The sequence below is a fragment of the Massilia aquatica genome (assembly GCF_011682045.1).
Taxonomy (GTDB): Bacteria; Pseudomonadota; Gammaproteobacteria; order Burkholderiales; family Burkholderiaceae_D; genus Telluria_A; species Telluria_A aquatica.
On record NZ_VVIW01000015.1, the window covers coordinates 123,823 to 139,083 of the forward strand.

General features: G+C 62.9%; 11 protein-coding genes. 7 read left to right on the top strand and 4 right to left on the bottom strand.

The features are described from left to right. The first annotated feature begins 133 nt into the window (after positions 1–133). Positions 134–1,123, top strand: a complete 990-nt coding sequence (locus F1609_RS22490) for a hypothetical protein (RefSeq protein ID WP_167078893.1) — start codon at positions 134–136, stop codon at positions 1,121–1,123. Between the two features lie 213 nt (positions 1,124–1,336). On the opposite strand, the gene F1609_RS22495 is transcribed toward F1609_RS22490, so the two are convergent. After that, positions 1,337–2,014, bottom strand: a complete 678-nt coding sequence (locus F1609_RS22495) for a DUF1349 domain-containing protein (protein ID WP_167078894.1) — start codon at positions 2,012–2,014, stop codon at positions 1,337–1,339. Positions 2,015–2,198: 184 nt separating this feature from the next. Here F1609_RS22495 and F1609_RS22500 point away from each other — a divergent pair, with 184 nt between their 5' ends. Together F1609_RS22500 and F1609_RS22505 are read left to right on the top strand one after the other, a co-directional pair. Then, entirely contained in the window at positions 2,199–2,624 is a 426-nt protein-coding gene (locus F1609_RS22500) for a MerR family DNA-binding protein (RefSeq protein WP_167078937.1), read from the top strand. 22 nt (positions 2,625–2,646) lie between these two features. After that, positions 2,647–3,240, top strand: a complete 594-nt coding sequence (locus F1609_RS22505; RefSeq protein WP_167078895.1) for an NAD(P)H-dependent oxidoreductase — start codon at positions 2,647–2,649, stop codon at positions 3,238–3,240. 2 nt (positions 3,241–3,242) lie between these two features. Here the strand turns inward: F1609_RS22505 and F1609_RS22510 are convergent, their stop codons facing one another. After that, positions 3,243–3,815, bottom strand: a complete 573-nt coding sequence (locus tag F1609_RS22510) for a metal-dependent hydrolase (protein ID WP_167078896.1) — start codon at positions 3,813–3,815, stop codon at positions 3,243–3,245. A gap of 585 nt (positions 3,816–4,400) precedes the next feature. Here F1609_RS22510 and F1609_RS22515 point away from each other — a divergent pair. Further along, positions 4,401–5,930: an SPFH domain-containing protein gene (locus F1609_RS22515; RefSeq protein WP_167078897.1), complete on the top strand. Its 1,530-nt coding sequence runs from the start codon at positions 4,401–4,403 to the stop codon at positions 5,928–5,930. Between the two features lie 22 nt (positions 5,931–5,952). Here the strand turns inward: F1609_RS22515 and xth are convergent, their stop codons facing one another. After that, complete coding sequence (gene xth, locus F1609_RS22520; RefSeq protein ID WP_167078898.1) at positions 5,953–6,741, bottom strand: exodeoxyribonuclease III; 789 nt, start codon at positions 6,739–6,741, stop codon at positions 5,953–5,955. Positions 6,742–6,806: 65 nt separating this feature from the next. After that, the gene (locus F1609_RS22525; RefSeq protein WP_167078899.1) at positions 6,807–7,991 is read right to left on the bottom strand and encodes a leucine-rich repeat domain-containing protein; all 1,185 of its coding nucleotides are present in this window, start codon (positions 7,989–7,991) and stop codon (positions 6,807–6,809) included. 193 nt (positions 7,992–8,184) lie between these two features. Here F1609_RS22525 and F1609_RS22530 point away from each other — a divergent pair, with 193 nt between their 5' ends. The 3 genes from F1609_RS22530 to F1609_RS22540 all read left to right on the top strand — a co-directional run bounded on the left by F1609_RS22530 (position 8,185) and on the right by F1609_RS22540 (position 15,162). Then, entirely contained in the window at positions 8,185–9,762 is a 1,578-nt protein-coding gene (locus tag F1609_RS22530) for an ATP-binding protein (RefSeq protein WP_167078900.1), read from the top strand. After that, positions 9,759–10,448, top strand: a complete 690-nt coding sequence (locus tag F1609_RS22535) for a response regulator (RefSeq protein ID WP_167078901.1) — start codon at positions 9,759–9,761, stop codon at positions 10,446–10,448. The genes F1609_RS22530 and F1609_RS22535 overlap by 4 nt, the downstream gene beginning before the upstream one ends. Positions 10,449–10,536: 88 nt before the next feature. Continuing rightward, positions 10,537–15,162: a beta strand repeat-containing protein gene (locus F1609_RS22540; protein ID WP_167078902.1), complete on the top strand. Its 4,626-nt coding sequence runs from the start codon at positions 10,537–10,539 to the stop codon at positions 15,160–15,162. Positions 15,163–15,261: the final 99 nt, after the last annotated feature.

Sequence of the window (15,261 nt, forward strand, 5' to 3'; positions counted from 1 at the left end):
AGAATCGTGAGGCAGCGCGCCCAGTGACAATTCACGTACTTTCGCTCCAGCGGAGGTGCTATTCTGTGTTTCCACGTATTGAACAGAAAAATATCTAAGTAAACCCGAGTTAAATTCTTCGCAGAAAGCCCGTATGATTTCAAAAGATAGTCGTCGAAAGCCCTCAGCCTCAAATACGACTTTGCAGGATGACGCCGTTGAAAGTGCTGCGAAAAAGGTTGGGGTTGCTGACATCGCATTGAAAGAAATTCCGGAGGCCGCAGAGTTGATCTGGTGGGAGAAAACAGTGGAGTACTTATTTGCGCTAACCAATCTGTCCGGGTACAAGCTGATATGCCCTCTGGCCGGCAATTTCGAACGTGCCGGCGATGTTATTGGAAGGACGGATGCGCGTTGGTTTCTCATTGAATTCAAACGATTTGGACCAAATGCAAAAGATACGAAAGGAAAGCTGATCGGCGTTGAAATCGTAAAATTCAAGGGTTCAGAAACAAGTATAAAAAAAGCCAGGAAGCACGGTAAGGAAATGAAGCCTTTTCACAATATCGTTTACGGCGAGGCGCAGGAAGGAGAAAAGAAACTTGGTTTAAAGGCGCACGATTACTGGGACGCGAGTAACGATCGTAGTCCGGCTGAGATATTGCTAACAGATGAGTACACTTGTGACGGGATTGAATTCTACAAGTATGTTGAATTATTCATGAAAGCGAAAGGAAGCAAGCCAGGTGACAAGGGAGATTCAGATAAGGGTGGCTCAGGCGGTGACGGCAGTGGAAATTCTGGTTCCGGGCCTAAGCCTTTGCCTGATGGGGGCGGGCAGGGAGAGCTCAAGAAACAGGTGGATGATTTAGCTTTCACAAACGTCTTGGCGATCACGACCGACGCGCATGTTTTTTGTTGCCCGATAAGGAATTTTTACTCTCTGCTCGCTTGTAGTGTTGACGATGGAGGAAAACCTGATGGGCAAGATGGCGGCGGAGATGTTTCTCCATTAAAGCCTGATAATAATAACGACAGCGGTGCTCTTTTCGATATGATGGTTGATCCCTTGAATATTGAGATGCCACATTCCGACGTTACGGAACCTGAGCCTTTTTGGGTGCATGAAACTGAAATAGGATGACGGGTTTCCTGGAATTGCTCGATTTCGTTCCGCACTTGGCGACGCCGGGTTTTGGTGATGCGCGAGCGTAACATTATCAATGCCAGGCTAATCGCCCTCGACCAAAAAGAAAGCGCAATCGCGCGATGCGCGCCACGTCGACGTAAAAAGGTAAGGATCGGCATGGCCGACGTGCGCCAAGCGGCAGGAAATATCATAGCAAGGACGGCTTGCTTATTCGCCCTGCCAGAAGTCCTTGAACGCCGCATTCCTGAACTTGATGTCGGAGAAACGGGCACGGAACTCCTCTCCCATGGGCGACTGTGCCGAGAAGCCGACTTTGACGGTGGCCGCGCCCGGCAGGCTGAAGGCGCGCACCATGTTCCAGCTGGCGCCGTCCTGCGAGGTGTAGAACACGAACATGTCCTTGCGCCGCACGACCTTGAGGTAGACCTCGTTGCCTTCCCGGGCACCGTGGTGGGCGTCATCGCCCGCACCCTTGGCCACCGTCGTCGAAATGCCTGGCTTGCCGGTTTTGGCCAGCTCGAACAGCAGCTTGCCCCAGGTCGCCTTGTCGCCGTACACAATCAGCGCTGCGCCGTCGAAGGGCTTGCCGAAGCCGGCGGCGGCCTTGGCCGAAAAAATGAAGTCGCCGGTGGGCTGGAACAGCACGCGCGGGGTGTTATCGGCCGTCTCGCTGCCGTCGGTATTGGCGTACAGATCGGTGCCTTTTTTGGCCACCAGCACCAGCGTGCCCGCCTGCACCTGCGCTGCGCCCGGATCGGCGCGTATGTCGAGCGCAAAGGGCAGCGCCCCCAACCCGGGCTCGGGCGTGCTTGCCTGTGCTTGCAGGGCGAACAGGGCCGCCGCCAATGCGACTGTGCCAACCAACGATGCCGGACCGCTTTTCATATCGGGATTTCCATTGTGGTGAGGGTGGGGCGCGCCCGGTGGCGTGCCGAATGCGATTGGAATCGCTTCCAGTCTGATTTTCGAAGGTAACATGCCCGGTTCGGCATTGTCAATATTCACCTTCGGCGGCCGTCGGAGATACACTGCTGCCGTGTTTCTTTCATTCGATCATCGGCAGACCAGCATGTATATCAGCGAACTAGGGCGCCGGGCCCATGCCTCACCCAAGGCAATCCGGCTTTATGAATCCCTGGGATTATTGGGCACAGTGGGCCGCAAGGGCACCTACCGCGTGTATTCGGAACAGAACCTGCAGCAGGTCCAGCTGATCCGGCAAGTCCAGGCGCTGGGCTTCACATTGGCCGAAATGGGGCAGCTGCTGGTGGCCGTGCAGGGCGCGCCCGACTGGGCGCGTTTGAGGGCCGTGCTGGAGCAGCGCCGCGCCGTGGTGCGTGCCGAGGTGGCGCGCTTGCAGGAACTGGACCGCAAGCTGGACGAGGCCAGTGCCGAGATTGGAGTCTGCCTGGCGACACCCGTCCCAAGCACCCTCGCCGATTGCATCGCGCCGGCGCTTGACTCTGCCCCATGGGACAAGCTGCATACTTCCTGAAATAACATTTCTGGAGGTTGCAATGGCTAGTAAAACAGGGCCCAAACGCGTACTGGTGATCGCCGCGCATGACTCGGACGGCACATTCGGCAGCGCGCTGGCGCAGGCTTACGCCGATGCCGCACGGCAGGCGGGGCACGACGTGCAGCTGCTGGCGCTGGACCGGCTGGCCTTCGATCCGATCCTGCATCACGGTTACAAGGTGGTGCAGGAACTCGAGCCCGATTTGAAAAAGGCGCAGGAACTGATCACGTGGGCGGAGCATCTGGTGTTTGCGTTTCCGGTCTGGTGGGGCGGCGTTCCCGCGCTGCTCAAGGGTTTCCTGGAGCGGACCATGCTGCCCGGCTTTGCCTTCAAGTACCAGAAGGGCAAGGCGTTTCCCGCCAAGCTGCTGGTTGGCCGCACTGCGCAGTTGCTGGTGACGATGGATACGCCGCCGTGGTACTACCGGCTGGTGTACCGCGCACCGGCGATTCGCCAGATGAAAACGACCACGCTGGAGTTTTGTGGCATCGCGCCGGTCAAAACGCTGACATGCGGCCCGATTCTCGGTTCCACGGCGGACCAAAGGGCCGCATGGCTGGCCCAGGCCCGCGCATTGGCCGCGCGCCTCTAAATCTATCCAGGCGCGCGCGCCTTGCTCTTCTTTCCTGGTTTGCCAGCTTTTCCTGCTTTGCCGCAGGCGGCATACAGCGCCAGCCCGGCCAGCGCGGCGGGCAGCCACACCCACAGCAGTTCGGACAGCATCACGGTCAGGCCGCGCGCACTGAGGAAGGTCTTGATGGTCAGCGGGCTGACCCGGATCACGCGGACCGGGAAGAACAGGCGCGCATCCGATACCGGCCAGGCCAGCGCCACGCCCAGCCCGCCGGTGGTGAACATGTCGAGCAAGCCGTGCGAGACCGCGCAGACGGCGATAAACAAAAACGCGGCCAGGCGCGACGCGCGCAGTTCAGTGGCGAAGGCCGCCGCGAGCAATCCCAGCACAAGGGCAAACGCCAGCGAATGCGACGCTCCCCGGTGCCCCAGTTCGTTCGCGTACGCAATGCCCATGTGCAAACCGGCGACATCAAAATCCGGCACGATCGATGCCAGCACGCCGGCCGCCAGCAAGCGGCCCGGAATAATGCGCGACCCGAGCGCCAGGCCGATGGCGAGTGGAACGGCGGGATGCGAGAAAATGGTGGGCATGGGAAAAATCGGATGTGCTGTCGATATTGACGGGCAAGATGATAACGCGCCGCCGTGTTATTGCGCGTGCTTGTCAGATAAATCTTTTTGGCAATTTGTTATCGCGATTGCGATATACTGCGATGGCGTTGCCATGGCGGAAAAGTAGCCGGATACCTGCAGCGGTCCTGGCTCGTGAGCGCAGGCTGGCGCGACGGCGTTACCGTTCGCGTACCGCATTATCCGGCCTTTCTCAGGTTCGATTCCTGATGACGCAGCCTGGTAGTTTTTCCCGGACTTACCATCCGGATCGTGCAACACTTATGCAGCATCCCTCAGGCGGCCAATTTCCGGTCGTTGCGCCGCGCGCCGTCAAGTCATCGACGCGGCATTGCGCAACGACAGCGTGGCCCGGCTTTGCATGGCGGTCACCCGGCGCCGGCCCTGCGTTTCCAACCGACGTATCAACGGTTATCCAGATCATCCTGCGCCTTGGGCTGGTCTGCATGGCCCGGCGTACCCGGCCCGATCCGGCAGCGCCGTCCCGATACCGTCATCCGCCCGGTTGCGTGGAAGGCTGCCGCGAGGGTTTTATCGAGATACTCCATGTTCCAGCGAAAATTAATAGAAGAACGGCAGGTCGGCCTGCTTTCCACCCCCAAAGGATTCGACAAGATCCTCGGCGCGGGCAGCTACTTCCTGCCGTCCTCGAAAACCGTCGAGGTCTTGAGCCTGTCGGATTTTCCCGCCAAGGTGCCGAATCTGGAATGGCTGGCCAGCATGCATGGCGCCGCCCTGGCCGCGCACCTTGAGATTGTGCGCACCGGCGTCGATGAAGTGGCGCTGGTGATCAGCGGACAAACCCAGCATGTGGTGCCGCCCAATGCGCTGCAGGCGTTCTGGAAGAACGGCTTGCCGATCGAGGTCTTGCGCACCCGCGCCGCCGGCGACCTGACAGTGCCGGCCGCGTGGCTGGCGCGCCTGCCGATCGGGGTGTCGATGGCCTGCATCAAACAAGTGGCGATTCCGGCGGCATCGTTCGGCATGCTGTTCGTCGACGACATGTTTGCCGACTTCCTGGCGCCGGGGCGGCACGCGTATTTCGACGTGCTGCCGAAAACCAGGCTGGTCACCTCGCTGCAAGCGCAGGTGCTCGAAGCGAAGGACGTGGTCAGGTCGATCCTGGGCAGCGCCCATGCAGCCATCGGCGAGCACCTGTTTTCGGTCGAAACCGGCGGCAAGCAACTGGCGCTCTGGTGGGACAAGAACCAGCTGGTGCATGTATCCGGACCGGCCAGGCAGGCGCTGGCCAGCCGCCAGCTGCGCGCCGAATTGATCGAACTCGATGGCGCACCCTTGCCGGTGCCGGCCCATATTATCTCGGCCATGCGCGGCAATGCGGCGGTGGCGGCCTTGTTGCAACCGTATCTGACCACCTGCGAGGTGCCATCGGAGCATGTGGGCATGTTCCATGTGGACGGCGTGTTCGAAGCGACCCTGAAACCCGGTTTTTATGCGTACTGGCACGGCGGCAAGCGCCTGGCCATGACCGCCATCGATACGCGCCTGATCGTGATTGAAGTCACCGGGCAGGAAATGCTCACGCAGGACAAGGTGCAATTGCGCGTGAATGTCACGGCGGGCTACCAGATTACCGATGCGCAGCTGGTCACGTCCAAGCTGAACGACTACAAGGATTTTATTTACAAGGAAATCCAGTTCGCCTTGCGCGCCGCGATCGGCAGCCGCACGCTGGACGGTTTGCTGGAAAATAAGAACGACACCGACGAGCAGATTCTCGGCTACATGCAGAACAAGGCCGCCGTGCTGGGCATTGCGATGATCTCGCTGGGCATCAAGGATCTGATACTGCCGGGCGAAATCAAGGCCATCCTGGGCAAGGTCGTGGAAGCGGAAAAGGCGGCGCAGGCCAACGTGATCCGGCGCCGCGAAGAAACCGCCGCCACCCGTTCGCTGATGAATACGGCGAAGGTCATGGAAGACAATCCGGTGGCGCTGCGCCTGAAGGAACTCGAGACTCTGGAGAAGATCACCGAGAAAATCGAGCACCTGAATGTGTACGGCGGGCTGGAAGGCTTGCTCAAGCAGCTGGCACCCTTGAAGGGGCCCGGTTAGGCGCTTGCCGCGATAGCGTGCGCTACCTGGTGACTTTCTTCAGGTCCAGTTCGATCCAGGTGGGTGCGTGGTCGCTCGGCTTTTCGCGTCCGCGCACATCGCGGTCGACGTTGGCCGCCGTGAGCGCGCCGGCCAGCATGGGGCTCAGCAGCAGGTGGTCGATGCGCAGGCCGGCATCGCGTCCGTAGGCATCGCGGAAATAATCCCAGAACGTGAAGATCCGTTCGTCCGGGTGCATGGTGCGCAGGGCGTCGGTCCAGCCCTGCGCCAGCAGGCGGTGGAAGGCTTCCCGCGTTTCGGGGCGGAACAGGGCGTCGGTCACCCAGCGTTCGGGTTTATAAACGTCCAGCTCGGTCGGGATGGCGTTGAAGTCGCCCGCCAGCACCACCGGCGCGCCGCTGGCCAGCAAGCCTTCGGCGTGGGTGATCAGGCGCTCGAACCAGGCCAGTTTGTAATCGAACTTGGGGCCGGGGCAGGGGTTGCCGTTGGGAAGATACAGGCAGGCGACCAGGACGCCGTCGATGGCCGCTTCCAGGTAGCGGCTTTGCTCGTCGGCGTCGTCGCCCGGCAGGCCGCGCCGCACTTCCACCGGGGTGGTGCCGCGCGCCAGGATCGCCACGCCGTTCCAGCTTTTCTGGCCGATCCACAGGGCCTGGTAGCCGGCCTCGTTGAGGGCGGCTTCGGGGAAGCGTTCCTGCGGCGCCTTGAGTTCTTGCAGGCAGGCGACGTCAGGCTGGGTTTCTTCCAGCCATTCCAGCAGGGCGGGGAGGCGGCTGCCGATACCGTTGATGTTGTAGGTGGCGATGCGCATGGGGGTGTCCGCGTCAAATGAAAGTGATGCTATTTTGAACGCAGATGCGCATCTTGCGCCGCACGTTAGCTGAACGCCGTGGACACCCAGACGGCGGGCAGCGCTTCCCTGATCAGATCGAAGTAAGTGCGCCCGGAATGGTTTGGCACGGGCGCCGCCATCGACTCGTTGCCGATCAGTTCAAGCCGTTCGAGCGGCAGTTGGCGCAGTTCGTCAATGAAGGCGTCGAACTCGGCCTGGGTAAAGGCGAACTGATTGTAGGTCAGGCGAAGCGACGTGAGCGAGCGCCAGCGGCCGATGCCGCGCAGATCAGCCAGGGCGAGGCGGTCGCCCTTGTTGCTGCCGAACCCGCGGATGTCGAGCGTGGTGACCTGAACCAGGGCCTGCGTGATCAGGTCCTTGACGCAGCGCAGTGCGGGATGACTGTTGGCATCGTCGGATCTGCGGTCGCCATCGATCAGAATCTTCCGAAGATGGGGGAAGGCGTCGAGCGGGAACTGCAAATCCGGCAGGCCGACCGCCGACAGGTTCAACGCCTCCAGCTTGGGTAATTGGTGCAGCAGCGCGGGAAGCGGGGCGGCGCCCTGCCAGTAGACCACCAGATCCTGGATGGTCGCCGGATCGGCCTGCGCGTTCTCATCGACAGTGAGATACGGTTTGCCGTCGCTCAATATCAGGTGGCCTGTGACCAGCGGCCATTCACCCGCCGGTTCGGCGTCGCCCAGCTTGGGGGTAATGGTCATGGCCACGTAGCCGACAATGTCGTTGTCGCCGGTAATGTAGCCGCCCTGGAGGAAGATATAGCGCCCGTTCATGCACCAGAAGCGGGTGCGGTCCTCGTCGCAGGCGAGCAAGGCGCCCTGGTCGTACTCCGGCGTCCAGGCGGTGTCGTCGCAACTCTCGCCTTCGAAGTCGTCGTCGTATTCTTCGACATCCATGACGCTGCTCCAGTCAAGCGGCCGGTGGCCGAGCGGCGCACCGAGCACGCGTTCGGCCTGTTCCAGCACGACGTTGAATGCCTTGAACATAGCCACCTCGAGTTTGCTGTCATCGCCTTCCCTGGCGTTGTCGTCATACTGGAAGTCGATGCCGTCGTTGGTGAAGACGGCCACTTTGCGTTTGGGGCCGTTACGGAAAAAGTTGGTGGTCATGCCGAACTGCGTCTGTACGACCGGAGGGCCAACCTCGGCGGGAAAGTCGGTGTAAATGGCTTCTTTCAGCTGCTCCAGCTTGGCCGCGATGTCGTGCATGATTTCTCCGGAAGACGCTGTGGCGGCCGGCACTGTTGTGGGAATTGCAATTATAGCGCCCTTGGCGATGGTGATGCCGTCACAACTGATCGGTTCGCGATTGCTTTTAGGAATGAATAGTTTCGGATAGAATTGCCGGTTCCAGCGTACTGACGCGCGCGCAATCACGAGGTACGCTGTTGTTCACTTTTCCATGACCTTACGCTGGCACAGTACGCCCCTGGCGCGCACGGTTCTCGTCGGCCTGGTGGTGGCCGGCACCTGCCTGCGGCTGGACTGGCTCGCCACGCAGTCGTTCCACGCGCGCGAGCGGGCCCGCGTGGCCGAGCAGGTCGCGGCGCTGCGCTCGATGCTGGAACAGCGTTTGCACCAGCACCTGGCGCCGCTGGCGGCGGGCGCGGCCGTGGTGCAGCTGAAACCGGACCTGACGCAAGCGCAGTTCCAGCGCCTGGGCCAGGGCTTGCTCAAGGATGCGCCCGCTGTGCGCACCCTGGCCCTGTCGCCGAATGCGGTGGTGCGCCATGTGTTTCCGCCCGATCAGGCCGGCCATCTGCACGCGATCCCGACCTTGGCCGAGGCCGAGCAAAGCGCGCGCGACGGCACGCTGCGCCTGACCGGCCCGATGCAAATGGCCGATGGCGGCGTGGGCATGGTGGCGCGACGCCCGGTCTATCTTGATCCGGACAGCCGGCTGCAATTCTGGGGTTTTGTCAGCGCGGTGATCGATTACCAGCGCTTCATGGCGCTGGCCAAGCCGCTGCTGGCCGCTCCCGACATCGTCTTCGGGCTGCGCCATCTCAGCCCGGGTGGTGCGCCGCGCGCTGTTTTCCACGGCGCGCCGGCGACCTTCGATGCGCTGTCGGAAACGGCGCTGATTGCCACGCCGGACGGCTTCTGGCAGGTCGGGGCGCGTCCGCGCGGTGGCTGGGACCAGCCACGCCCGTATTCCTTGCCGCTGCGCCTGCTCATGCTCGGCGTGCTGCTGGTCAGCGGCGCCGCCACCTGGCTGCTGCGCGCGCGTGGTTTGCGCAACAACATGCTGCTGCGCGAGCTGGAAGCGGGCGAAGCGGCCAGGGTGCAGTGGGTGGCCGACACCTCGCACGAGCTGCGCACGCCGATCACGATCCTGGCGACCCATCTGGACGCCATGCAGGACGGCATCATTGCGCCGACCCCAGACAAGCTGGCGGTCTTGTCCGACACGGTCAGGGAGATGGAGCGGCTGGTAAGCGACCTGCACGTACTGGCGCGTGCCGATGCCGGCGCCCAGGCCTTGCTGTGCCAGCAGGTCGATCTGGCCGAGCTGTGCGGCGAGGTGGCGGCCGCCTTCGCGCCGCGCCTTGCCAGCCATCCCTTGCACTATCGACTGATCGATGAACTGGCGCCGGGATGCCTGGTCCAGGCCGACCGCCAGCGCCTGGGCCAGGTGTTGTCGAATTTGATCGGCAATTCGCTGCGCTACACCGATCCCGGCGGCGCCTTGTACCTGACCCTGGCGCTGGCCGGCCCGCACATCGTGATCCGGGTCGAGGATTCCGCGCCGGGCGTGCCCGACGCCGCACTGGCGCGCCTGTTCGAGCGTTTTTATCGCGTCGACGAGTCGCGCAGCAGGGCCAGCGGCGGTTCCGGGCTGGGTCTGGCGATCTGCGACGCCATTGTCGCCGGTCACGGCGGGCGCATGCAGGCCAGCCACGCGCCGCTGGGCGGCTTGCGTATCGACATCTTGCTGCCGGCCCATGCGCGGCATGCCCACCACGGAGATTGCCCATGACATCACCCCTCGTTTTGCTGGTCGAGGATGAACCGCGTATTGCCGAGATTCAGCTTGCCTACTTGCAGCAGGCAGGCATGCGCACCCACCACTTGCTGCGCGGCGACGACGTCATCGACTGGGTGCGCGCCAACCTGCCTGACCTGGTCTTGCTCGACCTCATGCTGCCGGGGCTGGACGGCACCGCCGTATGCAGCCAGCTGCGCACGTTTACCGACGTGCCGGTGATCATGGTGACCGCGCGGGTGGAAGAAATCGACCGGCTGCTTGGGTTTGACGTGGGCGCCGACGACTATTTGTGCAAGCCGTTCAGCCCGCGTGAACTGGTGGCGCGCGCGCAGGTGTGCCTGCGCCGGCGCGGGAAAGCGGCGGCCGGGCCGCGCACGCCGACCAGCGCACTGTCGATCGACGAGGAACGCCTGTGCGCCACCTGGAATGGGGCGCGGCTGGAACTGACGGTCCAGCAATTTCGCCTGCTGAGCGTGATGGCGCGCCAGCCCGGGCGTATTTTTTCGCGCGCGCAATTGCTCGAGCTGGCCTTCGAGGCCGGCGGCGAGCGCTTCGACCGCGCCATCGACAGCCAGATCAAGAATTTGCGCAAGAAACTCTCGCAGCAGGTGGCCGACCAGGAATTGATTCATTCGGTGTACGGCGTGGGCTACCGTTTCGAATGCCAGCCGGCTTGATCAATCTTGCCCGGACGCCATAATTGCTCCACATTTGCTCGTCAATATGCAGGCTCGGCAGACAGCCATCATGCATTTGGGAGAGAAAATGGGTTTCACGAAATGGGTCAAGAAAACGGTCAAGAAGGTCGGCAAGTCGTTTAACGATGTCGTCAACGACACGGTCAAGGATATCGGCGGCGGCATCGACGATATCGGCAACAGCTTCAACGACATGGGCAACGCGGCGCGCGAGATCGCGGAAGACATTGCGGAACTCGGCTATACGAAGAAGAATTTTGGCAACGGCAACGACAATTTCACCTCCAGTTCGGTGGGCGGCAACTTTTTGTATGGTGGTGGCGGCAACGACACCCTGCGCGTCACGGCCGGCGCGTACAACGTGCTCAAGGGCGAAGACGGCGACGATACGCTGAGCGTGCAGGTTGGCGGCTACAACAAGCTCGACGGCGGCAACGGCAACGATAACCTGTCGGTCAGCGCCGGCGCAGACAACGTCCTGTCCGGCGGCGAAGGCGACGATACCATCTCGATCGGCGCCGGCGCGAGCGCCGAGATCGATGGCGGTGGCGGCAACGACCGCATCAATGTGGCGGCGGGCGGCGCGGTCAAGGTGACCGACTGGCACGGCCACAACACGATCAGCTACAACGCGCTGTCGGGCTCGGTCAACACCGGCGGCGGCAACGATACAGTGACCGGTAACGGCGCCAAAAACACCATCAATACCAACGACGGCGACGACAAGGTCGAGATGAGCGGCGCCAGCAACAACGTGAATGTCGGCAACGGCAACAATAGCGTCAACCTGAGCGGCGGCAGCAATGTCGTCAATGCCGGCAACGGCAGCGACCGCATCACGGTCGGTGGCGGGCGCAACGTGGTCAACGCGGGCGACGGCGCCAATGTGATCAAGGCCGATGGGGTCTCCAACAAGATCAGCAGCGGCAACGGCGCCGACAAGGTCAGCGTGAGCGCCGTGTCGAACGAGATCAGCACCGGCCAGGGCAACGATGAGGTGGTGGCCAGCAGCGCCAGCAATATCATCGATACCGGCGACGGCGACGATACCGTCAAGGTCGATGGCGCCTCGAATATCGTGCGCACCGGAAACCACGACGACAGCGTCAACGCGAGCGGCGGATCGAACCTGCTGGAACTGGGCAGCGGCAACAACAGCGCCAATGCCGCGGGCTTGTCGAACGTGATCAGGGCGGGCGACGGCAATGATACCGTGGTCGCCATGGGCGGCGTGAATACCGTGTCGGTCGGCCATGGCGCCAACAGCGTGACCGTGGGCGGCGGCGCCAACATCGTGACGAGCGGCAACGGCAATGACAAGATCAACGCCTACGGCGGCAGCAACACCCTGACCATCGGCAACGGCAGCGACAAGCTGGTGGTGCTGGGCGGTGTCAACGTGGTGATTGCCGGCGATGGCGGCGACAGCATCATCGCCGGTGGCGGCGGCAACGCGCTCGGCAGCGCGGGCGGCAATAACAGCATCTTGGTCGGCGGCCTGCTGAACGTGGTGGCCAGTGGCGGCGGCGACAACAAGATCGGCGCGCTCGGCAATACCAATGCGCTGGCCGTCAACGGCGGCGCGAACCTGATGGCGGCGGTGGGCAACACCAACGTCGTGCTCGCCAACGGCGGCAAGAATACCGTGCTGGCGGCCGGCATGGGCAACCTGGTCGCCACCACGGCCGGCGGCAACACCGTGGCGGCGGTCGGCGGCGCGAATGTGATCCTGACCGAAGTGGGCGCCATGCTCGACGCCGCCAGCGGCGGCCTGGGCAAGGTACTGGCCGGCGCGGTGCCGGACAAGACCATCGCCACGGCCGTCAACAGCGCCACCGGCAAGCTGACCGGCGCCATCCAGGGCGGTAGCGGCAAGGATGTGGTGATCGCGGTCGGCGGCACCAACGTGATCTATACCGGCGCGCAGGACGACGTGGTGGCGGCGATCGGCGGCAACAACGTTGTGCTGGCCAACGGCGGCAATAATGTCAGCACGGCCATCGGCGCGAACAACCTGGTGATCAATACAGCCGGCAACAACGTGGTGACGACCCTGGGCAGCGCCAACGTGGTGCTGACCGGCGTGGGCGACGGCATCGCCGACCTGGCCAAGAAGCTGGACAAGGCCACGGCCGGCAGCGCCACCAGCACGATCTCCAAATTCCTCGGCAATAACCTGGCCAAGGGCGACGGCAACGATATCGTCACCGCCATTGGCGGGGCCAATGTGGTCTATACCGGCAGCGGCAACGACGTGGTCACGACGCTCGGTTCCACCAATGTGGTATGGGCGGGCGCGGGCAACGACGTGGTGACGGCGGCCGGCGCCAACAATATCGTGTGGGCGGACGGCGGCGTGGATGTCGTGACCGCTGCCGGTAACAACAACCTGGTGGTCACCGGGAATTATGCCGAGGTGGCGGCCACCGCCGTCGGGCTGGTCGATGCGGTCGCGGCCGGTGTCGCAGCGGTCGACCTGGTCGGCAAGGCCGGCCTGGGCGGCGCGGCGACCAGCCAGGGCGGCACCGAGGTGGTGACCGTGATGGGCAAGAACAATGTGGTGGTCGGCGGCAGCAGTGCGACCGTCGTCACTGCGCTGGGCAGCAACAATTTGCTGGTGACCGGGGCCGGTAACGACGTCCTCAGCGCGGCGGGCAGCAAGACCGGCATTGTGGCTGGCGCCGGCAACGATGTGGTGACCGCGCTCGGTTCCTATAACGTGCTGGTGGCGGGCGAGGGCAACAATGTCGTCACCGCCGTCGGCAAGGGCAACCTGCTCAGCGGCGGCAGCGGCAACGATGTGCTCACGGCGATCGGCGTGGGCTCGCTTGGGACCAGCAAGTCGAACCTGAATGTGGTCCTGGGCGGCGACGGCAACAACGTCATGACCGTCGTCGGCAAGGACAATATCGCGATCAGCGGCAGCGGCAAGGATGTGCTGGTCATGGCGTCGTATGGCTCGCAAGAGAAAAAGACCGAGAGCGGCAAGGAAGGCGCCGACACCACCACCACCAGCACCACCAAGTTCGACACGCAGGCGAACGTGGCCTGGACCGGCGGCGGCGACGATACCGCCGTGCTGTACGGTTCGCACAATGTGCTGGTGGCCGACGGCGGCAACGATACCGTGATCGTGGTCAATGCCGGCAGCAAGCTCGATTACAAGAGCGAAACGCGCAACGGCGCCGGCGAAGTGGTGTCGTCGACCAAGGTGAACGCCGATACGGGCTTTAATTTCGTGCACACCGGCAGCGGCAACGATACCTTGGTGCTGGCCGGCACCACCACGGTCGGCATGGGCGGCGAGGGCAATGACGTGATCGTCACTGCGGCGCAGAACAATATCGCCATCGGCGGGGCGGGCAACGACGTCATCATCGGGCTGTCCGAAATGACGGTGTTCAACGCGGTCGAAAGCCTGGTCGAGAACGACTACGAGTCGTCCGGCGACTGGATCGGCGCGGCGATGAACTATAACTTTGCTTCGTCGCAAGTGAAAGCCTTGACCAGCGGCAGCCTGAGCAAACTCAATCTGGTCGGCAATGTATTGCTGGGCGGCGAGGGCAACGATACGGTGTTCGCCACCAACGCCGGCACCTATATCAGCGGCGGCAATGGCGACGACGTGATGATGGGGATGGGCTGGGGCGTGCTTACCCAGTTGCTGGGCAAGAATGCGGCCACCCTGGGCGGTGCGGTCGGCGCCGGCTTTGCCGATGTCAGCAAGTATCTGGGCGAGACCATGCTCAAGGACCTGTCGGCCGGCTGGGACCAGATGGGCCCGGGCATCAAGGCCAAGCTGGCGGCGGCCACGGCCAGCGCCGGTGCGCTGGGCGCCAGCCTGGACGGCGTGAGCGGCAAGGCGCAGGACGCGGTGTCGGGCGTGAGCGGGGTGGAACTGGGCGACTTCAACGTGGCCGGCGGCATCAAGGATGCGATGAATGGCGTTTCGACCGGTGTCAATACGGCGCTGGCCGGCATCGGCAAGGGGTTCGGCTACGTGGCCGACGCCGACGTGGCCGGCGCGCTGGCCGATAGCGCCAGCTTCCTCGGCAGCAAGGTTGCCGCAGGCAGCGAGGCGACCTTCGACGGGCTGGCGTGGCTGACCGACAAGCTGGGGCTGGACATGGACTTCGGCGATTTCAATGGCGCCGAAGGCCTGGTCGGCGGTTTCCTCGCCTATCTGATCGGCTACAAGTACGCCGGAGACAACGACTTGCACGGCGGCGCCGGCAATGACACCTTGTACAGCGGCATGGGCAACGACGACTTGCGCGGCGACGGCGGCACCGATACCTACGTGGTCTCGATGGGCGACGGCAAGGATACGATCTACGAAAGCGCGGGCGGCAACGACATTCTCCAGTTTGCGGCCAACAGCATTTTCCCGGGCGTGACGATGCAGGCGGAGGGCGTGAAGGCCAGTATCAGCGGCAAGGATTTGGTGATCAATTATGTCAATGACAAGGTCTCGTTCGCCAAAGTCACCATCGCCGACTATGCCAGGGTCAACATGAAGGAAGTGCAGTTGATCGACCAGTCGGGCGTGCTGGTGTCTACTATCAGCATGCATAGCCTGATCGCCGGCGCTGGCGACAGCGACCCGTATGCCATGACCTCGGTGTGGACGGCGAACCACCTCGACGCCTTTGCCGAGCTCATTCTCGTGGGCACGCAGCAGCAGGCGGCCTAAGCCGGTTTGTACGGAACAAAAAACGCAGCCTGTGCCAGGGCTGCGTTTTTTTGTTGTTGGCGTCCGTTGCGCCGCGTAGTCAAGGCGGAAATATTTCCA